At 69.1% G+C, this 24,952-nt stretch carries 23 protein-coding genes and 2 tRNA genes; 13 read left to right on the top strand and 12 right to left on the bottom strand.

Going from position 1 to position 24,952, the window contains the following annotated elements:
- The first annotated feature begins 177 nt into the window (after positions 1-177).
- Positions 178-1,365 (top strand): ScbA/BarX family gamma-butyrolactone biosynthesis protein, encoded by a 1,188-nt coding sequence (locus tag RFN52_RS20360; protein WP_311241005.1) that lies wholly within the window; start codon positions 178-180, stop codon positions 1,363-1,365.
- Positions 1,362-2,285, top strand: coding sequence for an NAD-dependent epimerase/dehydratase family protein (locus tag RFN52_RS20355; RefSeq protein WP_184848008.1), 924 nt, complete (start codon positions 1,362-1,364; stop codon positions 2,283-2,285). Before RFN52_RS20360 ends, RFN52_RS20355 begins: the two co-directional genes overlap by 4 nt.
- 16 nt (positions 2,286-2,301) lie before the next feature.
- Here the strand turns inward: RFN52_RS20355 and RFN52_RS20350 are convergent, their stop codons facing one another.
- Together RFN52_RS20350 and RFN52_RS20345 are read right to left on the bottom strand one after the other, a co-directional pair.
- Positions 2,302-3,657 carry a cytochrome P450 family protein gene (locus tag RFN52_RS20350; protein ID WP_311241004.1) on the bottom strand — a complete coding sequence of 452 codons (1,356 nt, stop codon included), beginning with the start codon at positions 3,655-3,657 and terminating at the stop codon, positions 2,302-2,304.
- A gap of 119 nt (positions 3,658-3,776) precedes the next feature.
- Positions 3,777-4,577: a ScbR family autoregulator-binding transcription factor gene (locus RFN52_RS20345; RefSeq protein WP_184848007.1), complete on the bottom strand. Its 801-nt coding sequence runs from the start codon at positions 4,575-4,577 to the stop codon at positions 3,777-3,779.
- Positions 4,578-4,952: 375 nt separating this feature from the next.
- Between RFN52_RS20345 and RFN52_RS20340 the strand changes: the two genes are divergently transcribed.
- Positions 4,953-6,128 (top strand): spore photoproduct lyase family protein, encoded by a 1,176-nt coding sequence (locus RFN52_RS20340; RefSeq protein ID WP_184848006.1) that lies wholly within the window; start codon positions 4,953-4,955, stop codon positions 6,126-6,128.
- Between the two features lie 183 nt (positions 6,129-6,311).
- Here the strand turns inward: RFN52_RS20340 and RFN52_RS20335 are convergent.
- Positions 6,312-6,398, bottom strand: a tRNA-Leu gene (locus tag RFN52_RS20335).
- A 481-nt stretch (positions 6,399-6,879) separates the two neighbouring features.
- Here RFN52_RS20335 and RFN52_RS20330 point away from each other — a divergent pair.
- The 7 genes from RFN52_RS20330 to RFN52_RS20300 all read left to right on the top strand — a co-directional run bounded on the left by RFN52_RS20330 (position 6,880) and on the right by RFN52_RS20300 (position 16,337).
- Complete coding sequence (locus tag RFN52_RS20330; protein ID WP_184848005.1) at positions 6,880-7,749, top strand: FHA domain-containing protein; 870 nt, start codon at positions 6,880-6,882, stop codon at positions 7,747-7,749.
- Between the two features lie 10 nt (positions 7,750-7,759).
- Positions 7,760-8,275, top strand: coding sequence for an FHA domain-containing protein FhaB/FipA (locus RFN52_RS20325; protein ID WP_184848004.1), 516 nt, complete (start codon positions 7,760-7,762; stop codon positions 8,273-8,275).
- 140 nt (positions 8,276-8,415) lie between these two features.
- Positions 8,416-9,972, top strand: a complete 1,557-nt coding sequence (locus RFN52_RS20320) for a Stp1/IreP family PP2C-type Ser/Thr phosphatase (RefSeq protein WP_184848003.1) — start codon at positions 8,416-8,418, stop codon at positions 9,970-9,972.
- A 22-nt stretch (positions 9,973-9,994) separates the two neighbouring features.
- Complete coding sequence (locus tag RFN52_RS20315) at positions 9,995-11,443, top strand: FtsW/RodA/SpoVE family cell cycle protein (RefSeq protein ID WP_184848002.1); 1,449 nt, start codon at positions 9,995-9,997, stop codon at positions 11,441-11,443.
- A complete protein-coding gene (locus tag RFN52_RS20310) occupies positions 11,440-12,918 on the top strand; it encodes a peptidoglycan D,D-transpeptidase FtsI family protein (RefSeq protein ID WP_184848001.1) in 1,479 nt (492 codons plus the stop codon). The genes RFN52_RS20315 and RFN52_RS20310 overlap by 4 nt, the downstream gene beginning before the upstream one ends.
- A 169-nt stretch (positions 12,919-13,087) precedes the next feature.
- Positions 13,088-15,112: a Stk1 family PASTA domain-containing Ser/Thr kinase gene (gene pknB, locus RFN52_RS20305; RefSeq protein WP_184848000.1), complete on the top strand. Its 2,025-nt coding sequence runs from the start codon at positions 13,088-13,090 to the stop codon at positions 15,110-15,112.
- Between the two features lie 193 nt (positions 15,113-15,305).
- Positions 15,306-16,337 (top strand): restriction endonuclease, encoded by a 1,032-nt coding sequence (locus RFN52_RS20300; protein WP_184847999.1) that lies wholly within the window; start codon positions 15,306-15,308, stop codon positions 16,335-16,337.
- A gap of 94 nt (positions 16,338-16,431) precedes the next feature.
- On the opposite strand, the gene RFN52_RS20295 is transcribed toward RFN52_RS20300, so the two are convergent.
- Genes RFN52_RS20295 through RFN52_RS20270 form a run of 6 tightly spaced genes read right to left on the bottom strand, consistent with a single transcriptional unit; the run spans position 16,432 to position 20,703 of the window.
- Positions 16,432-17,181 carry a class E sortase gene (locus RFN52_RS20295; RefSeq protein WP_184847998.1) on the bottom strand — a complete coding sequence of 250 codons (750 nt, stop codon included), beginning with the start codon at positions 17,179-17,181 and terminating at the stop codon, positions 16,432-16,434.
- Between the two features lie 13 nt (positions 17,182-17,194).
- Entirely contained in the window at positions 17,195-18,379 is a 1,185-nt protein-coding gene (locus tag RFN52_RS20290) for a class E sortase (RefSeq protein ID WP_184847997.1), read from the bottom strand.
- Complete coding sequence (locus tag RFN52_RS20285) at positions 18,376-19,014, bottom strand: aminodeoxychorismate/anthranilate synthase component II (protein WP_184847996.1); 639 nt, start codon at positions 19,012-19,014, stop codon at positions 18,376-18,378. Before RFN52_RS20285 ends, RFN52_RS20290 begins: the two co-directional genes overlap by 4 nt.
- Positions 19,011-19,208 (bottom strand): hypothetical protein, encoded by a 198-nt coding sequence (locus RFN52_RS20280; RefSeq protein WP_033309918.1) that lies wholly within the window; start codon positions 19,206-19,208, stop codon positions 19,011-19,013. The genes RFN52_RS20285 and RFN52_RS20280 overlap by 4 nt, the downstream gene beginning before the upstream one ends.
- A 17-nt stretch (positions 19,209-19,225) precedes the next feature.
- Positions 19,226-19,900, bottom strand: a complete 675-nt coding sequence (locus tag RFN52_RS20275) for a class E sortase (protein WP_184847995.1) — start codon at positions 19,898-19,900, stop codon at positions 19,226-19,228.
- A gap of 20 nt (positions 19,901-19,920) precedes the next feature.
- Positions 19,921-20,703 carry a DUF881 domain-containing protein gene (locus RFN52_RS20270; RefSeq protein ID WP_184847994.1) on the bottom strand — a complete coding sequence of 261 codons (783 nt, stop codon included), beginning with the start codon at positions 20,701-20,703 and terminating at the stop codon, positions 19,921-19,923.
- Between the two features lie 139 nt (positions 20,704-20,842).
- On the opposite strand from RFN52_RS20270, the gene crgA reads away from it, so the two are divergent.
- Positions 20,843-21,097, top strand: coding sequence for a cell division protein CrgA (gene crgA, locus RFN52_RS20265; RefSeq protein WP_030846986.1), 255 nt, complete (start codon positions 20,843-20,845; stop codon positions 21,095-21,097).
- A gap of 254 nt (positions 21,098-21,351) precedes the next feature.
- Here crgA and RFN52_RS20260 read toward each other — a convergent pair whose 3' ends face one another.
- Together RFN52_RS20260 and RFN52_RS20255 are read right to left on the bottom strand one after the other, a co-directional pair.
- A complete protein-coding gene (locus RFN52_RS20260) occupies positions 21,352-22,242 on the bottom strand; it encodes a rhomboid family intramembrane serine protease (RefSeq protein WP_184847993.1) in 891 nt (296 codons plus the stop codon).
- A gap of 88 nt (positions 22,243-22,330) precedes the next feature.
- Complete coding sequence (locus tag RFN52_RS20255; RefSeq protein ID WP_184847992.1) at positions 22,331-22,858, bottom strand: peptidylprolyl isomerase; 528 nt, start codon at positions 22,856-22,858, stop codon at positions 22,331-22,333.
- Positions 22,859-23,195: 337 nt separating this feature from the next.
- On the opposite strand from RFN52_RS20255, the gene RFN52_RS20250 reads away from it, so the two are divergent.
- The gene (locus RFN52_RS20250) at positions 23,196-23,897 is read left to right on the top strand and encodes a DUF5324 family protein (RefSeq protein ID WP_184847991.1); all 702 of its coding nucleotides are present in this window, start codon (positions 23,196-23,198) and stop codon (positions 23,895-23,897) included.
- Positions 23,898-24,055: 158 nt separating this feature from the next.
- Here the strand turns inward: RFN52_RS20250 and RFN52_RS20245 are convergent.
- Positions 24,056-24,128 (bottom strand) — tRNA-Ala (locus tag RFN52_RS20245).
- A gap of 181 nt (positions 24,129-24,309) precedes the next feature.
- Between RFN52_RS20245 and RFN52_RS20240 the strand changes: the two genes are divergently transcribed.
- Positions 24,310-24,858, top strand: a complete 549-nt coding sequence (locus tag RFN52_RS20240; RefSeq protein ID WP_184847990.1) for a helix-turn-helix domain-containing protein — start codon at positions 24,310-24,312, stop codon at positions 24,856-24,858.
- Positions 24,859-24,952: the final 94 nt, after the last annotated feature.

The raw sequence follows: 24,952 nt of genomic DNA, 5'->3' as shown, positions 1-24,952 counted from the left end.
CGGGTGCCTCCTGAGCTTGGTCGATCCCTGTGAAGTCGCTGTGTGGCGAGGGCGCGAGGGCCTGTCCCAGCGGCTTGGCTCACCCTTTGAAAAAAACCGGCTCGTCCGTATCTTAGTCAAGCGTCGATCGCGGCCAGGCAGCCGATCCTGGGGGTTCTCATGCCGCAGACAGAGCATTTGAGCGCACTCACGGAGGATCAGACCGGACGTGGGGGCCGTCCGGCAAACGGAACCGCTACGACCGTCGAGAACCCGCCACACCCCACCGTCCCCCGGCAGACGGCACCCCCGGGCACCGCCCCCGAGGAACCCGCACCCCCGGCGGCCGTCCCCAAGGAACCAGCCTCCTCAGCGACCGCCCCCGAGAAACCCGCGCCCTCGGCGACCGCCCCCGAAGACCCCGCGCCGCCCTCTCCCGTCACCGGCCGCCCCGCCCCCCACTCGCCCGTCACCACCGTCACCGCGGTCACCGCCGTCACCCCAGAGCTCGCCCACCGCACCACCGAGACGGACGTCTTCCCCGCCCGGTGGACCCGAATCTCCGACACCCGTTTCCGCTTCACCGCTCACTGGCCGGCCGCCCACCCCTTCTTCGGCCCGGTCGACGACCGGCACCAGGACCCGATGATCGTGGGCGAAACGTTGCGGCAGGCCTCGATGGTGCTGGCACACGCCGAGTTCGGCGCCCCTGCCGACACCCACTTCGTCATGTGGGACCTGACGGTCAGCGTCGACCCGGCCGCGCTGCTGCTGGCAGACGCCGCCGAACCGGTCGAGTTCGACGTCGTCTGCTCCGAGATCCGCCGCCGCGGCCGCGGACTGCGCAGCATGCGGACGACGATGGAGTTCCGCCGCGCCGGACGGTTCGTCGCCCGCGGCACCGGAAGCACCGGCTGCACCCCACCGCGCGCCTACCGCCGCCTGCGGGCGGGCCGATTGAACGCCCTGAACACACCGGTCCCCCTTCTCACGGGCATAGCGCCACGGGCCGCGGGACGGTCCCGCGCCGAGGACGTCGTCCTGGCACCCGCCGACCGCCCCGGCGTCTGGAACCTGCGCGTCGACACCGGCCACCCGGTCCTCTTCCCACGGCCCAACGACCACGTGCCCGGCATGGTCCTGTTCGAGGCGGCCCGCCAGGCCGCGACCGCCGCGTCCGGCCTGCACCCCTTCCTGCCGGTCACGCTGAAGGCCGACTTCGCCCACTACGCGGAGCTGCACAGCCCGTGCCGGATCGAGACCGAGGTCTTCGACGAGCGTCCCGGGGAGGTGACCGTACGGGTCTCGGGGCGGCAGGACGGCGCGTCCGTCTTCACCGCGAGCCTGACCTCCTCCCGGCCTGCGCGGGTACGGTCCCTGTCGTGACGGTCAAGGTTCTGATCACGGGCGCGAGCGGCTTCGTCGGCAGCCGGGTCGCCACCGCGGCACAGCGGCAACCAGACGTCCACGTACGCCTGTTGTCCCGGCACGCGCCGCACGGCCCCGAGTACGTCCACGGCGACCTCTGCGCCCCTCCCTCCCTGCGCGGGGTCTGCGCCGACACCGATGTCCTGGTGCACTGCGCCACACAGATCGGCGGCGACGCCGAGACGGTCCAGGCGGTCAACGACCACGGCACCCGTGCCCTGGTCGAGGAGGCCGTGCGCGCCGGAGTGCGCCGGATCGTGTACGTCAGTACGGCCGCCGTCCTCGGCCGGGGCCCCTTCCGCGGCGTACGCCCCGGGGAGGCGCCGATCGCGCCGGCGTCACCCACCAGCCGCACCCGGGCCGCCGCCGAACGGTACGTCCTCGACGCGGGCGGCCTGGTGCTGCGCCCGCACCTCGTGTACGGCGAGGGCGACCGCTGGGTGATCCCCGGGCTGGTGTGGCTGATGAAGGAACTGTCGGCCACCCTGACCGGCTGCGGGGCGCTCCAGTCGATGATCGACGTCGACAACCTGGGCCGTGCGGTGGTGGCCGCCGCGCTCTCCCCCGCGCCCGGCGGCGGTGTGCACCACGTCAGCCACCCCGAGCCGGTAGCGGTCACGGATTTGCTGGCCGCGGTGTCCCGGGAGCTGGGGGAGCCCGGCGGCGGTGCGGCCGTGGACGTCGCCACCGCCCTCGACCGGGCCGCCGGGTCACCGCTCGCCCTCCATCATCTCGGCATGCTCACGGTCGACCACTGGTTCGTGGACGACGCGTTCTGGAAAGGCCTCGACTGCTCGCCCGGTGAGGGTTTCGCGACCGTGTTCGGCCGCGCGGCGCCCTGGTACCGCGCGTTCCTCGACGGCCGGAAAGTCTCCTGACCGCCTCGGCCTGCGCCTAGACCTCCGCCTGCGCCTGGACCTCGGTCCCCGCCTCCGCCTGGAACTTCGGCTCCGCCCCCACATCCGCCTCCGCATCCGCATCCGTCTCCTCCGGGCGCGGGCCCGCCGGGCCCCGGCCGTGCAGCAGCACCGGCAGTTCCTCGTGGCCGGTGGAGATGATGGACCGCAGCCGCTTCGGCGGATGCGCCGGATCGGCCAGTGCCAGCCGCGGGAAGCGCGTGAACAGCGATGTCAGGGCCACGGTCGCCTCGGCCATCGCGAGGGGCCGGCCCAGGCAGTGGTGCACGCCGTGGCCGAAGGACAGGTGGTCGCGGCTGGTTGTGCGCGTGACGTCGAACCGTTCGGCGTCCGGCCCGTGCCGCTCGGGGTCGCGCCCGGCACCGGCGAAGGAGACCACGAGCGGGTCGCCCTTGGGGATGGTCAGACCCGGTTCGATCTCGATGTCCTCGACGGCGTAGCGCAGGCCCGACATGGCTCCTGGAGCCTCGAAGCGCAGCGACTCCTCCAGGGCGTCCTCCCAACTGACCTGCCCGGAGCGGACGAGGTCTAGCTGGTCGAGGTGGGCGAGCAGGCTGTGCACGGTGTTGTCGATGAGGTTGACGGTCGTCTCGAAGCCCGCGGTGAGCAGCAGGATCAGATTGTCCATCAACTCCTGTTCGCTGAGGCTCCCTTCGTCGCGCGCGGCGATGAGCGCCGTCGTCAGGTCGTCGGCCGGGTGCTCGCGCTTGTGCTGGAGGAACGCGGTCAGCGTGCCGTAGAGGTCGACGGCGTTGGCCTGGGCGTCCTCCAGGGAGATCGCCGTGTCGAAGAAGCGGCTGATGATGCGGTAGAGGGCCGCGCGGGGGCCGTCCTGGCCGGGCGGTACGCCGAAGAGCTCGCACACCACCTCGTGCGGGACGGGCGCCGCGAACGCCGCCCGCAGGTCGACGACTTCGCCCTCCGGGATCCGCTCCAGCGCGTCCAGCGCCCGGTCGACGATGTCCTGGACACGCGGCAGCAGCGCGTCGACGCGACGCTTGGTGAAGGCGGCGGCCATCGGCTTGCGCAGCCGGGTGTGGTCGGAGCCGTAGGCGGTGACCATGTTGCGCACCGAGACCCAGATGGCGAGCGGCCAGGTCCGGGAGATGTCCCCGTTGATCCAGGCCGGCCAGTGCTGGAAGGCGTCCTTGCTCGTCTCGGGTCCGGCCAGGAGCCGCTTGTTCAGCTCCAGGCCGGTGATCCACCAAGCCCGTACGCCGCCGGGGAGTTCGACTTCCACGGCCGGGCCCTGGGCACGGATGCGGGATATCTCGCCGTAGAGATCCTGGCCGGACGGGTCGACCGACAGGAAGGGGCAGGCCTGCTGTGCCATGACTCATCGCTCCTTGGTCCAGAGGCTGGGGGACCATCGTGCGATCCGGGGGCGGAAAAAACTTGGCATCCGGTTTGTTTTGGCCACAGCTTCACCCGCTGTCGGCCAAAGGCGGGTGACTACCGCAGCGCGAGCCCCGCCCTGCCCGCCTCCGCCTGCCCGTCCCGGACCACCGGCCCACGCCCCAACGGATCACTCCCCGCCGGTTGACCTTCCACCGGCTGACCCCCCACCGCCTGGCCCCCCACCGGTCCGCTCTCCGCCAGTGCGCTCCCCGCCGGTCCGCTCTCCGGTCCGCTCTCCGCCGGTCCGCTCCCCGCCGGATCCACCACCCCGGCCAGCCGAGGCGCCGCCAGGCACGGCAGCAGCAACTGCCACAGGTCGGTCAGCGAAGGCCGCGCGAGCCACTCGTGATCCTCGCGCGCCAGAACCTCGATACCGGTCGTGGCGGCGAGGACGACGGCGCTGGTGCGCTGCGGCGTCACACCGGCGGCGAGTTCCCCCCTGCGCTCCGCCTCCGCCAGCAGCCCCTGCACGCACTCCCGCCACTCCCGGCGCAGGTCCCGCACCCGACCGGCGACCCCTTCCACGTTCAGCCGCAGCCCCGCCCGCACCACGACATCGGCGCACAGCAGCCGGGCGACGTGGTGCGTGACGTCCACGAGACGCTGCAGGGCGCAGCCGTCGCCGACGTGACCACGGACCGCTGCCTCGCGCAAGGCCCGGGCGGCGGCATCCTCGACGGCCTCGGCGACGGCGGCCTTGTCGGCGAAGTGGAAGTGCAGCGCACCGGAGCTGACGCCGGCTCCCGCGCTGATCCGCGCCAGGCCGGCCCGGACGTACCCATGGGCCTCGAACTGTGCGGCCGCCGACCGGATCAGCGCGAGACGGGTCCGGACGGCCCGGTCCTGTTTGGTCACCCGTGGCTCCCCTGCAGGGCTCTGATGGCGACGCAATGAAACCAACTCGCTGGTTTTTATACAACGCGCCGACGACTCAAGAACCAGGCGGAGCGCTCGTAGACTGGAGATCAGGCCCGCCCGCCCACGGAGGCCACCGCCGCCAGGCTGAACCCGAGGCGGCCACCGAGACGATCACACCGATCGCCCCGCGATCACCACCCGACCACCCGACGCCGGCCCCCGTTGCCGCGGGCGCTTCAGCTCCCACCGGTTCCGACGGCACCACCCGTCGGAACAAGCGCACAACCCACCCAGGCCCCCTCCCGGTGCCCGGCGGCACCTCCCCCCTCGCACCTCGCACCTCGCACGCATCGCATCCGTACGGGAGCACTCATGCACCACCCGTCCGGCGCCCCGGACGACGACTCCGGCACCCTGTTCGGGCTCGACGCCCTCGCCCCCGGCCCCGCCGCTCCCGGCACGGACTCGTCCTTCCGTACCTCCGCCACAGCCCGCCGGCTGCTGCCCGTGCGGGAGATCTACGCCGAGCCCGCGGCCGCAGCGTCACCGCGCGGACGGCAGATCAGCGCCCGGTTCCCCGACGCGCAGGTGACCATGGTCGACTCCCACTGGCGCATCCCCGGGCTGCACGGCAACGAGGGCAACATCGAGCGCTGGGCGCGCATCAAGGCAGAGACGCTGGTCCTGGGGGAGAAGAAGACCCTCACCACACGCCCCAACGGCCGCTCGGCGGACTGGATCGCCCCCGGCACCTCCAACGGCTGCGCCATGGCCTGCGCCTACTGCTACGTGCCCCGGCGCAAGGGATACGCCAACCCCATCACCGTCTTCACCAACATCGACCGGATCATCGCCCACCTCGCGAGGCACATCGCACGGCAGGGACCCAAGCCCGAGCCGAACCAGTGCGACCCCGAGGCGTGGGTGTACGACATCGGCGAGAACGGCGACTGCTCGGTCGACGCCCTGATCTGCGACAACACCGCCGACCTCGTGCACGCCTTCCGGCAGTGGCCCACCGCCAAGGCGTCCTTCGCCACCAAGTTCGTCAACCCCGGCCTGCTGGCCCTCGACCCACGCGGCCGCACCCGCATCCGGTTCTCGCTGATGCCGCCGGACGACGCCCGGCTGCTCGACGTGCGCACCTCACCCGTCGCCGAGCGCATCGGCGCCGCGGCGGACTTCCTGGACGCGGGATACGAAGTGCACTTCAACCTCTCGCCCGTGGTCGTCCGCCCCGGCTGGCAGGACGCCTGGGCCGAGCTGCTCATCCACCTCGACGACGTCCTGCCCCCGCGGGTGAAACAGCAGGCCGCCGCGGAGGTGATCATGCTCACCCACAACCGGGAGCTGCACGAGGTCAACCTCGGCTGGCATCCCCGAGCCGAGGAAGCGCTGTGGCGGCCTGAGCTCCAGCAGGCCAAGCGCTCCGAGAACGGCGCCCTGAACATCCGCTACCGCAACGGGGTCAAGGCGGAGGCCGTGCACACCCTGCGCGCCCTGATCGACCACCACGCGCCCTGGCTACGCGTGCGCTACGCCTTCTGAACCCCCGGGGACAGCGCCGCCGCCGACGTCTCGCCGACGACGGCAGGCCCCGTCCGTGAGTTAGCTCACGCGTCGGGGCCGGCCGTAGGACCTGGTAGGCCTGTGTGATGTTTCACAACAGTCCCGGAAACGAGAAACGGGCCCCTGCGGTGACTTCCGTCACCTGCAGAGACCCGTGTCTCATGGTGCGCGAGGGGGGAGTTGAACCCCCACGCCCTTGCGGGCACTGGAACCTGAATCCAGCGCGTCTGCCTATTCCGCCACCCGCGCATTGGGTGTGTCCTGGGCGTCTGCCCCTTGCGGGTCGGCGCCTTCCGACACCCAGAACATTAGCACGCTGGAAGGGGTGGGTTCACATCCCTTATCCCCGCAGGCAGAGGCCTCACCGAACCTTCGATGTCCCTGCCACGTATCAAGGCGTACCGGTTCACGTATCAACCTCGTACCGGTACCGGCCGTCTCCGCAGGAGGGGGTCGGGGTCCACAGTCAGGTGCGGGACACTGGTCTTCCACCGCCTCTACGATCCTTGTCAGGCATACACGAGGCGGATACGCGCAGCAGTAGCACCGGAGGAGTTCGAAGGGGAGCTCCACAGGGAACTTCGTCATGCGTCGACACCGTCGGCGGTGCCGACAGGGGGAACCAGCCGATCGGGCGGCGCGTGGATACGATCAGTAAGCAGTACCAGCAGTACCCGGCAAGCGGCCCGCAGGGCAGTACACAGGACGGCAGCCAAGGAGGAGGTGCCCCATGGGAGTCCTGAAGAAGTTCGAGCAACGTCTCGAAGGTCTGGTCAACGGCACCTTCGCCAAGGTGTTCAAGTCCGAGGTCCAGCCCGTGGAGATCGCGGGAGCGCTCCAGCGCGAGTGCGACAACAACGCCACCATCTGGAACCGCGACCGGACGGTCGTGCCCAACGACTTCATCGTCGAGCTGAGCACTCCCGACTTCGAGCGCCTCAGCCCCTACTCCGGCCAGCTCGGCGACGAGCTGGCCGGCATGGTGCGCGACTACGCCAAGCAGCAGCGCTACACCTTCATGGGCCCGATCAAGGTCCACCTGGAGAAGGCGGACGACCTCGACACCGGCCTGTACCGGGTACGCAGCCGCACGCTCGCCTCCTCCAGCAGCCAGCAGGGCGGCCCGGGAGGCGGCGGCGCCGCACCGGCCGCTCCGCAGGGCGGACGCCCCGGTGGCTACGGCTACCCGCCGTCCGCGGCGCCCTCCGGCGCCCCGCCCATGCCCTCCGCGCCGCCACCCGGCGGCCGTCCCGGCGGCTACGGCTACCCGCCCGCCGCGAGCGGCCAGCGGTCCCCGGCCGCCCCGGCCGCCGGCGGACGCACCCGCCACTGGATCGAGATCAACGGCACCCGCCACCAGATCTCCCGCTCCACGCTGGTGATGGGCCGCAGCACCGACGCCGACGTGCGGATCGACGACCCCGGCGTCTCCCGCCGGCACTGCGAGATCCGGACCGGAACGCCCTCGACGATCCAGGATCTCGGATCCACCAACGGCATCGTGGTGGACGGGCAGCACACCACCCGCGCTACGCTCCGCGACGGCTCGCGGATCGTCGTGGGCAGCACCACCATCATTTACCGGCAAGCCGAAGGGTGAAGCGGGGGCAATGTCAGAGCTGACCCTCACGGTCATGCGGCTGGGTTTCCTGGCCGTACTGTGGCTGTTCGTGATCGTGGCCGTGCAGGTCATCCGCAGCGACCTCTTCGGTACGCGCGTCACCCAGCGCGGCTCGCGCCGCGAGGCGGGCCGCCAGCAGCAGCAGGCCGCCGCCCGCCAGGCGCCGCCGCAGCAGCGCCAGCAGCCCGCCGGCGGCCGGCGCGGCCGTAACGCACCCACCAAGCTGGTCGTGACCGAGGGCACCCTCACCGGCACCACGGTCGCGCTCCAGGGCCAGACCATCACCCTGGGCCGCGCGCACGACTCGACGATCGTGCTGGACGACGACTACGCCTCCAGCCGCCATGCCAGGATCTACCCGGACCGCGACGGCCAGTGGATCGTCGAGGACCTCGGCTCCACCAACGGCACATACCTGGACCGGTCCCGGCTGACGACTCCCACACCGATTGCACTGGGCGCGCCGATCCGCATCGGCAAGACCGTCATCGAGCTGCGGAAGTAGTGCTACATCATGGATAGGCGCGAGCGGAGCGAGCACGCAGTGGCGGGCCCCACCCCGGCCCCCCGCGCGCTCCCGACCGGAGGGTGGGCAGTGTGGCTCGACACGACCGGCTGTACCCGGAGCCGACAGGCGAGGTGCGCATGAGTCTGTCACTGCGCTTCGCGGCCGGATCGCACAAGGGCATGATCCGGGAAGGCAACGAGGACTCCGGATACGCCGGCCCCCGCCTGCTCGCCATCGCCGACGGCATGGGCGGCGCAGCGGCCGGCGAGGTCGCCTCCTCCGAGGCCATCTCCACCATCGTCGCCCTCGACGACGACGTCCCCGGCTCCGACATCCTCACCTCGCTCGGCACCGCGGTGCAGCGCGCCAACGACCAGCTGCGCTCGATGGTCGAGGACGACCCCCAGCTGGAGGGCATGGGCACCACCCTGACCGCCCTGCTCTGGACGGGCCAGCGCCTCGGCCTGGTCCACGTCGGCGACTCCCGCGCCTACCTGCTCCGCGACGGCGTCCTCACACAGATCACCCAGGACCACACCTGGGTGCAGCGCCTGGTCGACGAAGGCCGCATCACCGAGGAAGAGGCCACCACGCACCCGCAGCGCTCGCTGCTGATGCGCGCCCTCGGATCCGGCGACCACGTCGAACCGGACCTGTCCATCCGCGAGGTCCGCGCCGGCGACCGCTACCTCATCTGCTCCGACGGCCTGTCCGGCGTGGTGTCCCACCAGACCCTGGAGGACACCCTCGCCAGCTACCAGGGTCCCCAGGAGACCGTCCAGAACCTGATCGAACTGGCACTGCGCGGCGGCGGCCCGGACAACATCACCGTCATCATCGCCGACGTCCTCGATCTCGACACCGGCGACACCCTCGCGGGCCAGCTGTCCGACACCCCCGTCGTCGTCGGCGCCGTCGCCGAGAACCAGCACCAGCTGCACGACAACGGCATCATGCAGACCCCCGCCGGCCGCGCCTCCGGGCTCGGCCGCCACGGACACGGCCAGGGCGGCGGAGGCGGCGAATTCGGCCCCCCCGGCTCCGGCGACACCACCGGCTACATCCCGGCCTCCGGCTTCGACTACGGCGACGACGACTTCACCAAGCCCCGCAAGAAGGGCCGCTGGCTGAAGAGATCCTTCTACGGCGTCCTCGCCCTGGCCCTCGTCGGCGGCGGCCTCTACGGCGGATACCGCTGGACACAGACCCAGTACTACGTCGGCGCCGAGGACGAGCACGTCGCGCTGTACCGGGGCATCAGCCAGGACCTGGCCTGGGTCTCGCTCTCGAAGGTCGAGAAGGACCACCCCGAGATCGAACTCAAGTACCTGCCGCCCTACCAGCAGAAGCAGGTCGAGGCCACCATCCCCGAGGGCGGTCTGCAGAACGCCCAGGCGAAGATCCAGGAACTGTCGGTGCAGGCCTCCGCGTGCAAGAAGGAAGCGCAGCGGCGCGAAGCCGAGAGCCAGAACAACTCCAAGACCGGCGAAGGCGAGGCCGGGGGCACCACGGGAACCACTCCCGCCTCCTTCACGTCCAAGGCCACACCGACGCCGAACCCGTCCAACCCGTCGGGTTCACCGTCGGCACCGGAGAAGTCCACGCCCCCGACCACGACCGCACCCACTCCCAGCCCCGGCCCCAGCCTCTCGGAGGAAGAGCAGAAGGTCGTCTCGCTGTGCGGTAAGCAGTAGCCGTGAGAGGCCCTGTCACACGATGAGCGGTACGAATACGTCGCACTCGCCGACGCACCACACGTCCACGATCGGCGCCATCGGCGCGCCGAGCCGGCGCAACACCGAGCTCGCGCTCCTGGTGTTCGCCGTCGTCATCCCGGTGTTCGCCTACGCCAACGTCGGCCTGGCACTCCACGACTCAGTACCGCCAGGCCTGCTGAGCTACGGGCTCGGGCTCGGTCTGCTCGCGGGCGTGGGGCATCTCGTCGTCCGGAAGTTCGCGCCATACGCCGACCCCCTGATGCTGCCGCTGGCGACCCTGCTCAACGGGCTCGGCCTGGTGGTGATCTGGCGGCTGGACCAGTCGGAGAAACTGAACAACTACGCCGATGCCGCACCGCGTCAGCTGCTGTACTCAGCGATGGGTGTCGCCCTGCTGGCGGTCGTGCTGGTCTTCCTCAAGGACCACCGCGTCCTGCAGCGCTACACCTACATCTCCATGGCCGGTGCGCTGTTCCTGCTGGTCCTGCCGCTCGTGCCCGGACTCGGCGCGAACATCTACGGTGCCAAGATCTGGATCAAGATCCCCGGCCTCGGCACGCTCCAGCCCGGCGAGTTCGCGAAGATCGCCCTCGCGGTGTTCTTCGCCGGCTACCTCATGGTCAAGCGAGACGCCCTGGCCCTGGCCAGCCGCCGCTTCATGGGCCTGTACCTGCCGCGCGGCCGCGACCTCGGTCCGATCCTCGTCGTCTGGGTCATCTCGATCCTCATCCTGGTCTTCGAGACCGACCTCGGTACATCCCTGCTGTTCTTCGGGATGTTCGTCATCATGCTGTACGTCGCCACCGAGCGGACCAGCTGGATCGTCTTCGGTCTGCTGATGTCCGCGGTCGGCGCTGTCGGCGTGGCGAGCTTCGAGCCGCACATCCAGACGCGTGTGCAGGCCTGGCTCGACCCCATGCGCGAGTTCGAGCTCTCCCGCGCAGGCGTCCAGGACGGCATCGTCCACTCCGAGCAGGCCATGCAGGCCCTGTGGGCCTTCGGCTCCGGCGGCACCCTCGGCACCGGCCTCGGACAGGGCCACTCCGACCTCATCGGCTTCGCCGCCAACTCCGACTTCATCCTCGCCACCTTCGGCGAGGAGCTGGGCCTCGCAGGCGTCATGGCGATCCTGCTGCTCTACGGCCTGATCATCGAACGCGGCGTACGCACCGCGCTCGCGGCCCGCGACCCGTTCGGCAAGCTGTTGGCCATCGGCCTGTCCGGCGCCTTCGGCCTCCAGGTCTTCGTCGTGGCCGGCGGTGTCATGGGCCTCATCCCGCTGACCGGTATGACGCTGCCGTTCGTGGCCTACGGCGGTTCCTCCGTGATCGCCAACTGGGCCCTCATCGGCATCCTGCTGAGAATCAGCGACACGGCCCGCCGCCCGGCCCCCGCTCCCGCCGCCAACCCCGACGCCGAGATGACCCAGGTGGTCCGCCCGTCATGAACAAGCCCCTGCGCCGGATCGCGATCTTCTGCGGCCTGCTCGTTCTGGCACTGCTGATCCGCGACAACTGGATCCAGTACGTCCAGGCCGACGAGCTCAGGACCGACAAGAACAACCGCCGCGTCACCATCGAGCGCTACGCCTCGCCCCGCGGCAACATCATCGTCGACGGGGAGCCGATCACCGGTTCCGCCGAGTCGTCGGGCAGCGACTTCAAGTTCAAGCGCACCTACAAGGACGGCGCCATGTGGGCGCCGGTCACCGGCTACGCCTCGCAGGCCTTCGGCGCCAGCCAGATCGAGAACCTCGAGGACGGCATCCTCACCGGCAACGACGACCGGCTGTTCTTCCGCAACACGCTCGACATGCTCACGGGCAAGAAGCAGCAGGGCGGCAACGTCGTCACCACCCTGAACGCCGCCGCCCAGAAGGCCGCGTACAACGGCCTGAAGCGGCAGGGGGGCAAGGGTTCCGTCGTCGCCCTGGAGCCGTCCACGGGCAAGATCCTGGCGCTCGCCTCCTTCCCGTCCTACGACCCCTCCTCCTTCGCGGGCAACTCCACGTCGAAGGACGGCGGGGCCTGGAACAAGCTGCAGAAGAAGAACAACCCGAACGACCCGATGCTCAACCGCGCCCTGCGCGAGACCTACCCGCCCGGCTCCACCTTCAAGGTCGTCACCGCGGCCGCCGCCCTCGAGGACGGCCTCTACACCGACCCGGACGGCAAGACCGACTCGCCCGACCCGTGGATCATGAAGGGCACCACCACCAAGCTGCCCAACGAGGGCAACATCCCCTGCAAGAACGCGACACTGCGGGTGGCCCTCCAGTACTCCTGCAACACCGTCTTCGGCAAGATCGGCTCCGACCTCGGCAACGACAAAATGCTGGACATGGCCAAGAAGTTCGGCTTCGACGAGGAGCAGTTCACGCCGGTCCGCGCCAACGCCTCCGTCTTCTCCGACAACATGAACCCGTCTCAGACCGCGCTGTCCTCCATCGGCCAGTTCAACACCGCCGCGACCCCGCTGCAGATGGCCATGGTCGCCTCCGCCGTCGCCAACGACGGCAAGCTGATGAAGCCGTACATGGTCGACGAGCTCCAGTCGCCCGGCCTCGACCCGATCGAGAAGACCGACCCCGAAGAGCTGAGCCAGCCCCTGTCCGCGGAGAACGCCCAGAAGCTCCAGTCCATGATGGAGACGGTCGTCGACAAGGGCACCGGCGCGAACGCCAAGATCTCCGGCGTCACGGTGGGCGGCAAGACCGGTACCGCCCAGCACGGCGAGAACAACAGCGAGAACCCCTACGCGTGGTTCATCTCCTACGCCAAGGGCGACGACGGCAGCTCGCCGGTCGCCGTGGCGGTCGTCGTCGAGGACGACGACGCCGTCCGTGACGACATCTCCGGCGGCGGCCTCGCGGCACCGATCGCGAGGAACGTGATGGAGGCGGTCATCGACAGCAAGAAGTGACCCCGCTCACGCCTGCTTCACATCGGTGCACGTTGCGATACCGGTCCTGTATCGGCTGACGGGCTTGGCCAGGTCACACAAAGCGAGCCGGGTACGGTAGGCCCGGACGGCAGCCTCCGACCGTACAAGCATGCCGGTCGGGACCGACGGAGAGGGCTGGTAGGTAGCTATGGAAGAGCCGCGTCGCCTCGGCGGCCGGTACGAACTGGGCCAGGTGCTCGGGCGTGGTGGCATGGCGGAGGTCTACCTCGCGCATGACACCCGCCTCGGCCGCACCGTGGCGGTGAAGACGCTGCGCGCGGATCTCGCGCGTGACCCTTCCTTCCAGGCCCGGTTCCGCCGGGAGGCCCAGTCGGCCGCCTCGCTCAACCATCCCGCGATCGTCGCGGTCTACGACACGGGCGAGGACTACATCGACAACGTGTCGATCCCGTACATCGTCATGGAGTACGTGGACGGCTCGACCCTGCGTGAACTGCTGCACTCCGGCCGCAAGCTGCTGCCGGAGCGGGCCATGGAGATGACCATCGGCATCCTCCAGGCCCTGGAGTACTCCCACCGCGCCGGCATCGTCCACCGCGACATCAAGCCGGCGAACGTCATGCTGACGCGCAACGGCCAGGTCAAGGTCATGGACTTCGGCATCGCCCGCGCCATGGGCGACTCCGGCATGACGATGACGCAGACCTCCGCGGTCATCGGCACCGCCCAGTACCTCTCCCCAGAGCAGGCCAAGGGCGAACAGGTCGACGCCCGCTCCGACCTGTACTCCACCGGCTGCCTCCTCTACGAGCTGCTCACCGTCCGCCCGCCCTTCGTCGGCGACTCCCCGGTGGCCGTCGCCTACCAGCACGTCCGCGAGGAGCCGCAGTCCCCGAGCGTCTTCGACCCCGAGATCACGCCCGAGATGGACGCGATCGTACTGAAGGCGCTCGTCAAGGACCCGGACTACCGCTACCAGTCGGCCGACGAGATGCGCGCCGACATCGAAGCCTGCCTCGACGGCCAGCCGGTCGCCGCCACGGCCGCCATGGGCGCGGTCGGTTACGGCGGCTACCCCGACGACCAGCCGACGACCGCCCTGCGCGCCGACTCCGGCGCCGGCGCCACATCCATGCTGCCCCCCATGAACCCGGACGACGGCGGCTACGGCTACGACGACCGCCCCGACCGGCGCCGCGGACAGCAGCGCAAGTCCAACACCTCCACGATCCTGCTGGTGGTGGCGGGCGTCCTCGTCCTGGTCGGAGCGATCCTGATCGGCCGATACGCGTTCAGCGGCGACGGAGGCGCGAGCAACGACACCGTCGCGGCCCCCAACTTCATCGGCGAGACGAAGAAGAGCGCCGAACAGCTCGCCACCAACGCCGACCTCAAGCTGACGTTCTCCGACAAGCCGTGCGAGGCCCAGGCGAAGGGCAAGATCTGCTCCCAGGACCCCACGGCCGAGACGAAGGTCAAGAAGGGCGACACCATCTCCCTGGTGGTGTCCACGGGGGCGCCGAAGGTGACGGTGCCCAGCGTCACCGGCCTGACCCTCGACGAGGCGAAGGAAAAGCTGGAGAGCGACAAGTACAAGTTCGAGGTCGAGACGAAGACCCGCACGTCCCCCGAGGAACCGGGCACCGTCCTGGATCAGAACCCCACCACGGGTGAAGAGGCGGAGAAGGGCTCCACGATCACCCTGACCGTCGCCAAGGAAGCGGAGAAGTCCACCGTCCCGGACGTCCTCGGCCAGACCTGCGACGCGGCCAAGCAGCAGATGCAGGCCAGCAACCTGGTCGGCAACTGCACCGAGGTGGAGACCGACGACGACAACCAGGTCGGCAAGGTCATCCAGACCACGCCGCAGGCCGGCACCTCGGTCGACCCGAACTCGTCGGTCAACATCCAGATCGGCAAGAAGAAGCAGCAGCAGAAGGTCAAGGTCCCGCAGGTCGTCGGCCAGACGGTCGGCCAGGCCAAGCAGATCCTCGCGCAGGCCGGCTTCACCAACATCCAGTTCGCGGGCGGCAGCGACCAGAGCGACAACGCCCTCGTCGCCGGCCAGAACCCCGGCCCCAACCAGGAGGTCGACGACCCGGCGGCCACGACGATCACCCTCCAGACCGTCGGCGTCGGAGGCGGAAACAACGGCGGCAACGGCAACGGCGGCATCTTCGGCGGCCTCAGCGGCAGCAACGAGGACGACTGACCCCGCCCGGCACACCGTCACACCACAGAGCCCCCGGCCCCCACACAGGCCGGGGGCTCTGCCTTTCACGGTCCAGGACACCACCCGAAAAAGCGTGTGTCCGTCGATCGTGTCTTCATATGTCCCGACTCGTTCACCGGGTGGGGTGGGGCATCGGAATCCCACGCCGGCCATACGAGCCGAAGGGCAGAACGTGATCAACGAAACGGCCTTGCTGGAATCACAGACCCTGCGCGGCAGCGTGCTCGACCGCACGGACGTACTCGACAGGGTCCGGGCACTGTCACTGCTGCCTGACGGAATGCATGTGACGACCGCGATGGTGGCGTCCTACTTCTCGGTGACGGTGGAAGTCATCCGTGCTCTTGTGCACGACCACCGTGCGGAACTCGAAGCGAGCGGATACCGCGTTCTGACCGGGACGGAACTGAGTGACTTCAAGCAACTCAGTGGAATCCAGTCCCGCACCCGCTCCCTCGCGCTCTTCCCCCGACGCGCCGTCCTCAACATCGCCATGCTGCTCCGGGACAGCGACGTCGCACGTCAGGTGCGTGTGCACCTCCTCGACATGGAGTACCTGGCGCGCACACAGCCTGTGGAAAACCCTGCCCCGGCCGACACCGCCTCCCTCGACGCCCGCATCGACCAGCGCATCACCCACATCCTGGGCAGGACCGTCGTCCCCCTGTTCAACGCCCTGATCGAAACCTCGGGCGAGCACCGGCGGGAGCTCACCGCCCTCCGGACAGGCGTCCAGCGCATCGAGAAGCGGCTCCAGCAGCACCACACCCGGCTGCAGCGGCTGGAAGCCCCCCGGGAGGGCCGCCCCCTCGCCGGAGTCATGGCCGCCATGGACGCCATGAACGGGCGCGAGTTCGAAGAACACGTCGCCGAACTGCTGCGCCGCGACGGCTGCACCGACGTCGTCGTACAAGGCGGCGGAAGGGACCGGGGCATCGACATCACCGCGCTCACAGCCGACGGACGGCGCATCGTCGTCCAGTGCAAGAGGTTCGCGCCCCACCTCTCCATCACCAGCCCCGAGATCCAGAAATTCCTCGGAGCGGCCAAGGTCCTGCACGACTCCGAGGTGGCCCTGTTCGTGGCGACCTGCCCCTTCACCCGCGACGCCCTCAACATCGCAGCCGAGAGCGGCATCACCGCCGTACATCGCGGGCTGGTGGAGCAATGGAGCGCCGGAGCGGCCCTGACCGTCCTGGACTGACGGCCCGACCACGGCAAAGGCCCGAAGCCGCAAGAGAAAGTTGCGGCTTCGGGCCTCCGTCATGCTAGCGGCCGGCCCCCCACGAGGAGCGCAGTCAGCCCAGTTCCTTCGGCGGTGTCCGGTCCGCGTCCACCTTCTCCACCCGCTCCAGCTCACCCCACACCACGTACCGGTACGTGCTCGTGTACACCGGCGTGCAGGTCGTCAGCGTGATGTAGTGGCCCGGCTGCTTCCTGCCGGACTCCTTCGGGACCTGGGAGAGGACCTTGACGTTGTACTTCGAGGTCTCGGGAAGGATGCCGTAGACCTTGTAGACGTACCACTCGTCCTTCGTCTCGAAGACGATCGGGTCGCCCTTCTGGATCTTGTCGATGTTGTGGAACTTGGCGCCGTGGCCGTCCCGGTGCGCGGCGAGGGAGAAGTTACCGTCCTTGCCCGACATCGGCAGGGTCGCCTTGACGGGGTCGGTGTAGTACCCGGCGACACCGTCGTTGAGGATCTTGTCCGACGTGCCCTTCTCGACCAGGACCTCGCCGTTCCTCATCGCCGGCACGTGCAGGAAGCCGATGCCGTTCCTGGTGTCCAGCGCGCCGGGCCCGCCGCGGCCGTCAGCCCAGTCATCACGGACCTGGTCCGCCTGCTTGCCCGCCGCACGGTCGGCGACCACGTTCGTCCACCACAGCGAGTAGACGACGAACAGGCCGAGGACCAGGCCCGCGGTGATGAGGAGTTCCCCGAAGAAACTGACCGCCAGGGCGACCGGGCCGGGCCTGCGACGTGCCGCAGGCGGCCGCGACGCCGCGCCGGTGTGCTTCTCGTGATCCGTGTCGGTGGTCGCTGCCACTGGTCATCTGCCCTTAACTGACGAGCGCATCCGGCTTGCCCTTGCTGCGCGGCCGTTCCTCGACCATCTTGCCCCAGACGATCATCCGGTACTTGCTGGTGAACTCCGGCGTGCACGTGGTCAGCGTGATGTAGCGGCCGGGCTTGGTGAAACCGGACCCCGTGGGCACCGGATTCAGGACGCTCGTGTTGCTCGGCGGCGTCACCGGCAGGATCGACGCCATCTTGTAAACGAAGTACTCGTCCTGCGTCTCCACGACGATCGGATCGCCCGGAGCGAGCTTGTTGATGTACCGGAACGGTTCTCCATGGGTGTTGCGGTGACCCGCCAGCCCGAAGTTCCCCGTCTTGTCGCCGGGCATCGCCGTCTTCAGCGCACCCTCGGCGTAATGGCCGACCATGCCCCGGTCGAGCACACCCTTGCTGTTGGTGCCCTCGGCGATCGGAACCACCACGTCCAGCTTCGGGATGTGCAGGATGGCGAAGCCCTGCCCCGGCTCGAACGCCCCCGGGTTGCGCTTGCCGCTCGCCCAGTCGTCCTGCAGGCTGCTGGCCTCCTTGCCGGCCTGGGCATGCGCCCGGACGTTCGTCCACCACAACTGATAGGTGACGAACAACAGCATCAGCACACCGGTGGTGATGAACACCTCACCAATCGCCCGGCTCGCGACCACCGCCGGACCGGGCTTGCGCGCCCGCGCCTGCCGCCGCGCCTCGACCCGCGACAACGGCGCACCCGAACGGCCCCCGTCGTCGGCCTGGCCAGCCGCAGCGGTGGCCGGCGCGCCACCATGACGCCCATGACGGCGTTTGGCGGCCTTCCTGCGGGCCGCACGGCCACCCTGGGCGGATCCGTCCCGCCGCACACCTGAAGACGCCACAGAGCCCGCCACGGGGTCGCCCGGCTCCGTCGGTGGATCCGGGATCCGCAGCGCCACCGTCTCTTCGTCGACGGGCGGCAGATACGACTCCTCCGGGACGGGCTCGTACGACGCGTACTGCCCCGGATGCCGCGGCGGACCGGACTGCGGCTGCACTCCCTGTCCCGTCCCCGACCCTGGCCCCGGCGGATACGGCTCCCCCTGCGGGGACGCACCGTACCCCCCTCCGCCCGACCAGTCCTCGAACGCGCCCGACACCCCGTACGACTGCTGCCCGTACGAGGTGTCGGACTCGCGCTCGGGGCGCAGCGCGGTCACGCCGAGGCCCTGCCCACCACCGGGGCGAGCCCGGCCGACCTCTCCACCGCGCCCTGGTCGCCGCACTCCACCAGCCAGTTGGCCAGCATCCGGTGCCCGTGCTCGGTCAGCACCGACTCGGGGTGGAACTGCACACCCTCGACCGGCAGTTCACGGTGCCTCAGGCCCATCACTATGCCGTCGTGCGTACGGGCCGTGACCTCCAGCTCCGCCGGAACCGTGGCCGGCTCGGCGGCCAGCGAGTGGTAGCGCGTCGCCGTGAAGGGGGAGGGCAGGCCGGCGAAGACACCCCCGCCGCCATGCTCGACCAGCGAGGTCTTGCCGTGCAGCAGCTCCGGCGCACGGTCCACCACACCGCCGTACGCCACCTGCATCGACTGCATGCCCAGGCAGACACCGAAAACCGGAACACCCGTGTCGGCGCAGTGCCGGACCATGTCCACGCAGACACCCGCCTGCTCCGGCGTGCCGGGCCCCGGGGAGAGCAGAACCCCGTCGAAACCGTCCTGGGCACGCGCCGTCGACACCTCGTCGTTGCGCAGCACCTCACACTCGGCGCCCAGCTGATACAGGTACTGGACCAGGTTGAAGACAAAGCTGTCGTAGTTGTCGACGACGAGAATGCGCGCGCTCACTGGTTGTCCACCGTCACATCGTTGAAGGGCAGCAGCGGCTCCGCCCACGGGAAGACGTACTGGAAGAGGACGTAGACCACGGCCACGACCAGGACGAGCGAGATCACTGCCTTCACCCACGTGTTCCCCGGCAGATGCCGCCAGATCCAGCCGTACATGCCGTCCCTTCCGTCGTACCACGGCACCAGACCCACGCCGTACAGCCACCAGACTAACGGCGCAGCGCCTCTGGTTTCCCTGCCTCCACAGGCTGGGTGGAGTCCAGGTGCGCCCAGACGATCAGCCGGTGACTGTGCCCCCACTCCGGTTCGCACGTGGTCAGCGTCAGATACCGGCCCGACCGCGTGTACCCGGATGTACGTGGGACAGGGTCGATCACCTCGATGTCCGACGGCACTGTTTTGTACGGGCCTTTGTCGATCCGATACGTGAACCAGGTCGTGCCGTCGGTCAGCACCACGGCGTCGCCCCGCCTGAGCTGGGGGAAGTCCTTGAACGGGTCCCCGTAGGTACGGCGGTGGCCGGCGACCGCGAAGTTGCCCTTCTGCCCGAGCTGTGCGGTCTCGGCGTAGTGGCCCAGGCCCTTCTTCAAGGTGCCGGTGGCGGTGCCTTCGAGCACGGGCTTGTTCCACGTGAAACCAAGCCGCGGGATGTACATGATCGCGAAAGGCCTGCCCTCGGCGTAGGGCGCGGGCTTCGCAGGACTCGCGGGGCCACCGGCCGGCGGACGGGGCTTCGACCACTCCTTCCGGAGCAGGTCGATCTGGTCGTCCATGACGCCGTCGGCCTTCACGCCAGTCCAGAAGAGCACGTAGACGACGAACAGCACGATCAGGCTGCCGACGGTGATGCACAGTTCGCTGACGGTCCTGACGATCACGCGCACCGGCAGCTCCCCCGGTCCGGCTACTGCTCCACGGGCTTCGCGTAATGCAGATCCACTGTGCCCGAGTAGCCGGGCAGAGTCACCGGGCCGTTCTCCTCGACTTTCCATCCGAGCCCGTAGACATTGACGTAGACCATGTAGTTCTGGATCGCCGGCGAGGCCGCGAGCGCCTTCTGCAGCTTGCCCGGGTCCCCGACCGCCGTGATCTTGTACGGCGGCGAGTAGACCCGGCCCTGCAGGATCAGGGTGTTGCCCACGCAGCGCACCGCACTGGTGGAGATCAGCCGCTGGTCCATCACCTTGATGCCCTTGGCCCCGCCCTGCCACAGCGCGTTCACCACGGCCTGGAGGTCCTGCTGGTGGATGACCAGGTAGTCGGGCTGCGGCTCCGGATACCCGGGCAGCTTGGCCGTGGCGTCCGGCGGGGCGTCATTCAGCGTGACCGTCAGCGAGTCGCCCTTGAGCTTCTGCGTGCCTGCGCGCTTCTCCAGGGCCGAGAGCTTGTCGTCCTCCGCCTTGGTGCTGCCGTCGTCCCGCTCGGCGAGGGCCTCAATGTCCTTGCGCAGGGCCCCGTTGGTCTCATCCAGCTCGCCGTTCTCCTGGCTGCGCTCGTGGATGAGATCGGACAGCTTCAGCAAGGACGTGTCCGTGCGGATGTTGGTGCCCTTGGCGGTGTTGAAGCTGGTGAAGAAAATGAGACCCGCGAGAGCGAACACGGCCGCCGTGAGGATGCGCACGGGCCGGAAACGCCGCGTGCGCTCAGGGGTGGATCCCGTCCCGGGGGAGTCGGCAGAATTGCTCAACGTACCCTTATCTCCTTCGGCGCGGCGGAAGCACTACGCTAACGGACGCCCGGGGGAGCAATCGGAGTCCCCTTACGCTGCCCCGAGACCGACCCAGATACCTGCGCGGCCACGCAGCGCATCGACAGGAGAGACCCTCGTGCCGAAGTCACGTATCCGCAAGAAGGCCGACTACACGCCGCCGCCTGCCAAGCAGACGACCGCCATCAAGCTGAGCAACCGTGCCTGGGTCGCGCCGGTCATGCTGGCCATGTTCCTCATCGGCCTGGCCTGGATCGTCGTCTTCTACGTCACCGACGGCTCGCTGCCCATCGACTCGCTGGGCAACTGGAACATCGTGGTGGGCTTCGGCTTCATCGCAGCCGGATTCGGTGTCTCGACCCAATGGAAGTAGCGGTCACCGCACGGTGAACGCAGCTCTGCCCAGGGGTGTTCGCTGAGTTATCCACAGCAGTTTTCCACATGGGGATAATGAAGACGATCTGTGGATAACCCGCTGGGTGTTGACGCCGGTATGACGGAAGTACCGGTACTCGAAAACTTGTTCGCCCCCTGCCTGACCTGCGGAGATGCAGGTCGGTGACAGGGGGCACATGTGTTCCCGCACCGTGTGCACAAGATCCGACACCCGCTGTGGACAACGCCTGCTCAGGTGAGCTGCGCCGTCCTTAGTACGGTCATGAGCACGACCACTCCCAGGACCAGGGCGCAGGTGCCGTACTGGACCAGTGCCCGGCGTTCGCGCGGGGCGTGGACCATGGCGTATCCGACGACGACTCCGGCGACCAGGCCGCCGATGTGGGCCTGCCAGGAGATGTTGAACCCCGGGCTGAAGGTGAAGATCAGGTTGATCGCCAGCAGCGCGATGATCGGCCGCATGTCGTAGTTGAGCCGGCGCATCAGGACGGCCGTCGCACCGAAGAGGCCGAAGATCGCGCCGGAGGCGCCGAGGGTCGCCGTGTTGGGGGACGCCAGCAGGTAGGCCAGTGCGCTGCCCGCGAGTCCGGAGATGAAGTAGAGCGCGAGGTAGCGGGCGCGGCCCAGTGCCGCTTCGAGCGGGCCTCCGAGCCACCAGAGGCTGAGCATGTTGAACGCGATGTGCCAGATCTCCTGGTGGGTGAACATCGAGGTCACCATGCGGTACCACTCGCCTCCCGCCACGCCTTGTGTGGGCGTGAAGGGTGCGGGCGGCCAGGAGCCGAGGAGGACGATGTCGTTGAGGAGCGACTCGTGGACCTGGACGGCGATGAAGACGGCCAGGTTGATTCCGATGAGGATCTTGGTCAGCAGCCGGGGGTCGGCGGCGATGGAGCCGCCGGCGATCGTCCGGGGCATGGCGGCCGTGGGCTTGTGGCCTGTGCCGGAGCCGGTTCGGACGCACTCGGGGCAGTGGAAGCCGACGGAGGCGTTGACCATGCATTCGGGGCAGATGGGGCGCTCGCAGCGTGTGCAGCGGATGCCTGTCTCGCGGTCCGGGTGGCGGTAGCACATGGGGACGCTGTGGGCGTCCTGCGGGCTGCCCGCAGCCTGGTCGTCCATGGTCTCCCCTAGGTTGTGTGAGAAAAGCCCGCCCCGCTCATCCTTACGGATGGGCGGGGCGATTGGTTCCCTGCGGGAGCCTTCGCGCTCAGCGGGTCTCGATGACGACCGACTCGATGACCACGTCGTTCAGCGGGCGGTCGGTGCGCGGGTTCGTCTGGGTCGTGGCGATGGTGTCCACGATTTTCTGGCTGGCGGCGTCGGTGACCTCGCCGAAGATGGTGTGCTTGCGGTTCAGCCACGCCGTCGGGGAGACGGTGATGAAGAACTGGGAGCCGTTGGTGCCCGGGCCGGCGTTGGCCATGGCCAGCAGGTAGGGCTTGTCGAAGCGCAGGTCCGGGTGGAACTCGTCCTCGAACTGGTAGCCGGGACCGCCGGTGCCGTTGCCCAGCGGGTCACCGCCCTGGATCATGAAGCCACTGATCACCCGGTGGAAGACCGTGCCGTCGTAGAGCTTGTCCGTGGACTTCTGGCCCGTCTCGGGGTGGGTCCACTCCCGCTCGCCCTGGGCGAGCTCGACGAAGTTCTTGACCGTCTTGGGCGCGTGGTTCGGCAGGAGCCGGACTTCGATGTCGCCGTGATTGGTCTTCAGGGTGGCGTAGAGCTGCTCAGCCACGATCTGCCTTCCGTTGTCTTTCTGTGACTCCCTGATCCTCGCACGGTCGGGCCTTCGCGTCGTCCGTGCTCGGTGCGGCTGGGGGAAACCCTCGGCGGGTGTCGCGAAAATCCAGTCGAGTAGGCCCGGGGCGGGGGCGCTGGGCGGCGATCCGTGGCATTGTCGACGACAAGCTCCTGTTGCCCCTTATTCGTCCGCTATCGCACGTGATCGGCGTTGAATGCCGACTCTCGTGACCCGGATGCCCTTCCGCGCATGCCTGGTCGTGTGCCGGGAGGCATGATCCGTAAAAGGGTGGAAAGTCGAAATACCGTACGCCACCGAGGAGGAGGAACCCGTGACCCGCATCGACAGCGTGCGCGCCGCGACTGGTTCGGCGAAGGACAGCGTGCTGCACGCCGCGGAAGTGGTGGCGCCCTACGCCGACACGGCCAAGGACAGGGCCGCGCACTACGCACACGAGGCACGCGTACGGCTAGCGCCCAAGGTGACGCAGGCCGCAGGGCAGGCGCGTGTCCAGTACGGCGCCCATGTGCAGCCGTATCTGGAGCAGGCCCGCACGCATGTGCCGCCGAAGGTCGACCAGGCCGCCCAGGAAGCCGCCGAGCGCACGCGTAAGGCTGCCCGTCAGGCGGCGGAGTACTCCAGGCCGAGGATCGAGCAGGCGGTGGCTGCGGCCGTGCCTGTCACGACCGAGGCTGCGGCCCGGAGTGTGGCCGCCATGGCCGCGCTGCGCGGTCAGGTCTCGTCCAAGGAGATCCAGAAGCTGGTCCGCAAGCATGAGCGGCGGGCCAAGGCCGGTAAGGCCGTGAAGTCGCTGCTGCTTCTGGGCGCTCTTGCGGGTGGGGCTTTCGCCGCGTGGAAGTGGTGGGACAAGCAGGCCAATCCGGACTGGCTCGTGGAGCCGCCGGCCGCGACGGAGGTTCCCGAGTCGGGGCGCCTGTCGTCCGTGGACGGCACGGGTCCGTCGGTCCTGGACCCGGAGGTCGAGGCGAAGCAGGCTGAGGACGAGGCCGCTGAGCGCGACGATCGTTCCTGAGGGCGCACCGGATTCAACAGCACGGCGGGGCGGGAGACTTGTGGGTCTCCCGCCCCGCCGTGTTGTTTCACGTGAAACACTCGCCGCCGACAGGCGCCCGGCTGCGCAAAAATGCCCTCCGAGACTGCGTTTTCGCAGTTCGGAGGGCGTTTTCGGTGTGGAGCCTAGGGGAGTCGAACCCCTGACATCTGCCATGCAAAGACAGCGCTCTACCAACTGAGCTAAGGCCCCGTGAGGGGACGTCCGGCCGGAGAAACCGCGTCCCGGCGGGCGTCGGAGACCAGAGTACCGGGTCACCCCCGTGGTTCCGCAAAAAGATTGGGGGTCCCCGTCGACAACCACTCTCCGTAAGATGCTCGGCGTGGTTCGCTACCGCGAACCGCCGTACATGGGGAAGCGATGGGGAGACGCAATGGACGCCGCACAGCAGGAAGCGACCGCAAGAGCGCGGGAACTGCAGCGGAACTGGTACGGGGAGCCGCTGGGGGCGCTCTTCCGTAAGCTTATCGACGATCTTGGTCTCAACCAGGCTCGTCTCGCGGGGGTTCTGGGACTGTCCGCGCCGATGCTGTCGCAGCTGATGAGTGGTCAGCGGGCGAAGATCGGCAACCCGGCCGTGGTGCAGCGGGTGCAGCTGCTGCAGGACCTGGCGGGGCAGGTCGCGGACGGCAGTGTGAGCGCGGCCGAGGCCACCGAGCGCATGGAGGAGATCAAGAAATCACAAGGGGGGTCGGTGCTCAGCAACACCACACAGACGACGAGCAGTTCGGGGGCGCCCACGGTCAAGCGCGTGGTGCGTGAGATTCAGTCGCTGCTGCGGTCGGTGGCGGCGGCGGGCGACATCATCGATGCCGCCGACACTCTCGCCCCGACCCATCCGGAGCTGGCAGAGTTCCTCCGGGTCTACGGCGCCGGCCGCACCTCGGACGCGGTCTCGCACTACCAGTCCCACCAGAACTGATCCGGCCGCCCGGTCGCCGAAGGGGGTTCGGCAGCGGGCGGCAGGTGAGGTGACGGGGGATGCGTCACGGTACGGACGGGCACGAGGGGGCGTG

The organism is Streptomyces collinus (assembly GCF_031348265.1).
In the GTDB taxonomy this organism is placed as follows: domain Bacteria; phylum Actinomycetota; class Actinomycetes; order Streptomycetales; family Streptomycetaceae; genus Streptomyces; species Streptomyces collinus.
This window is presented reverse-complemented; position numbering and strand designations above follow the sequence as displayed.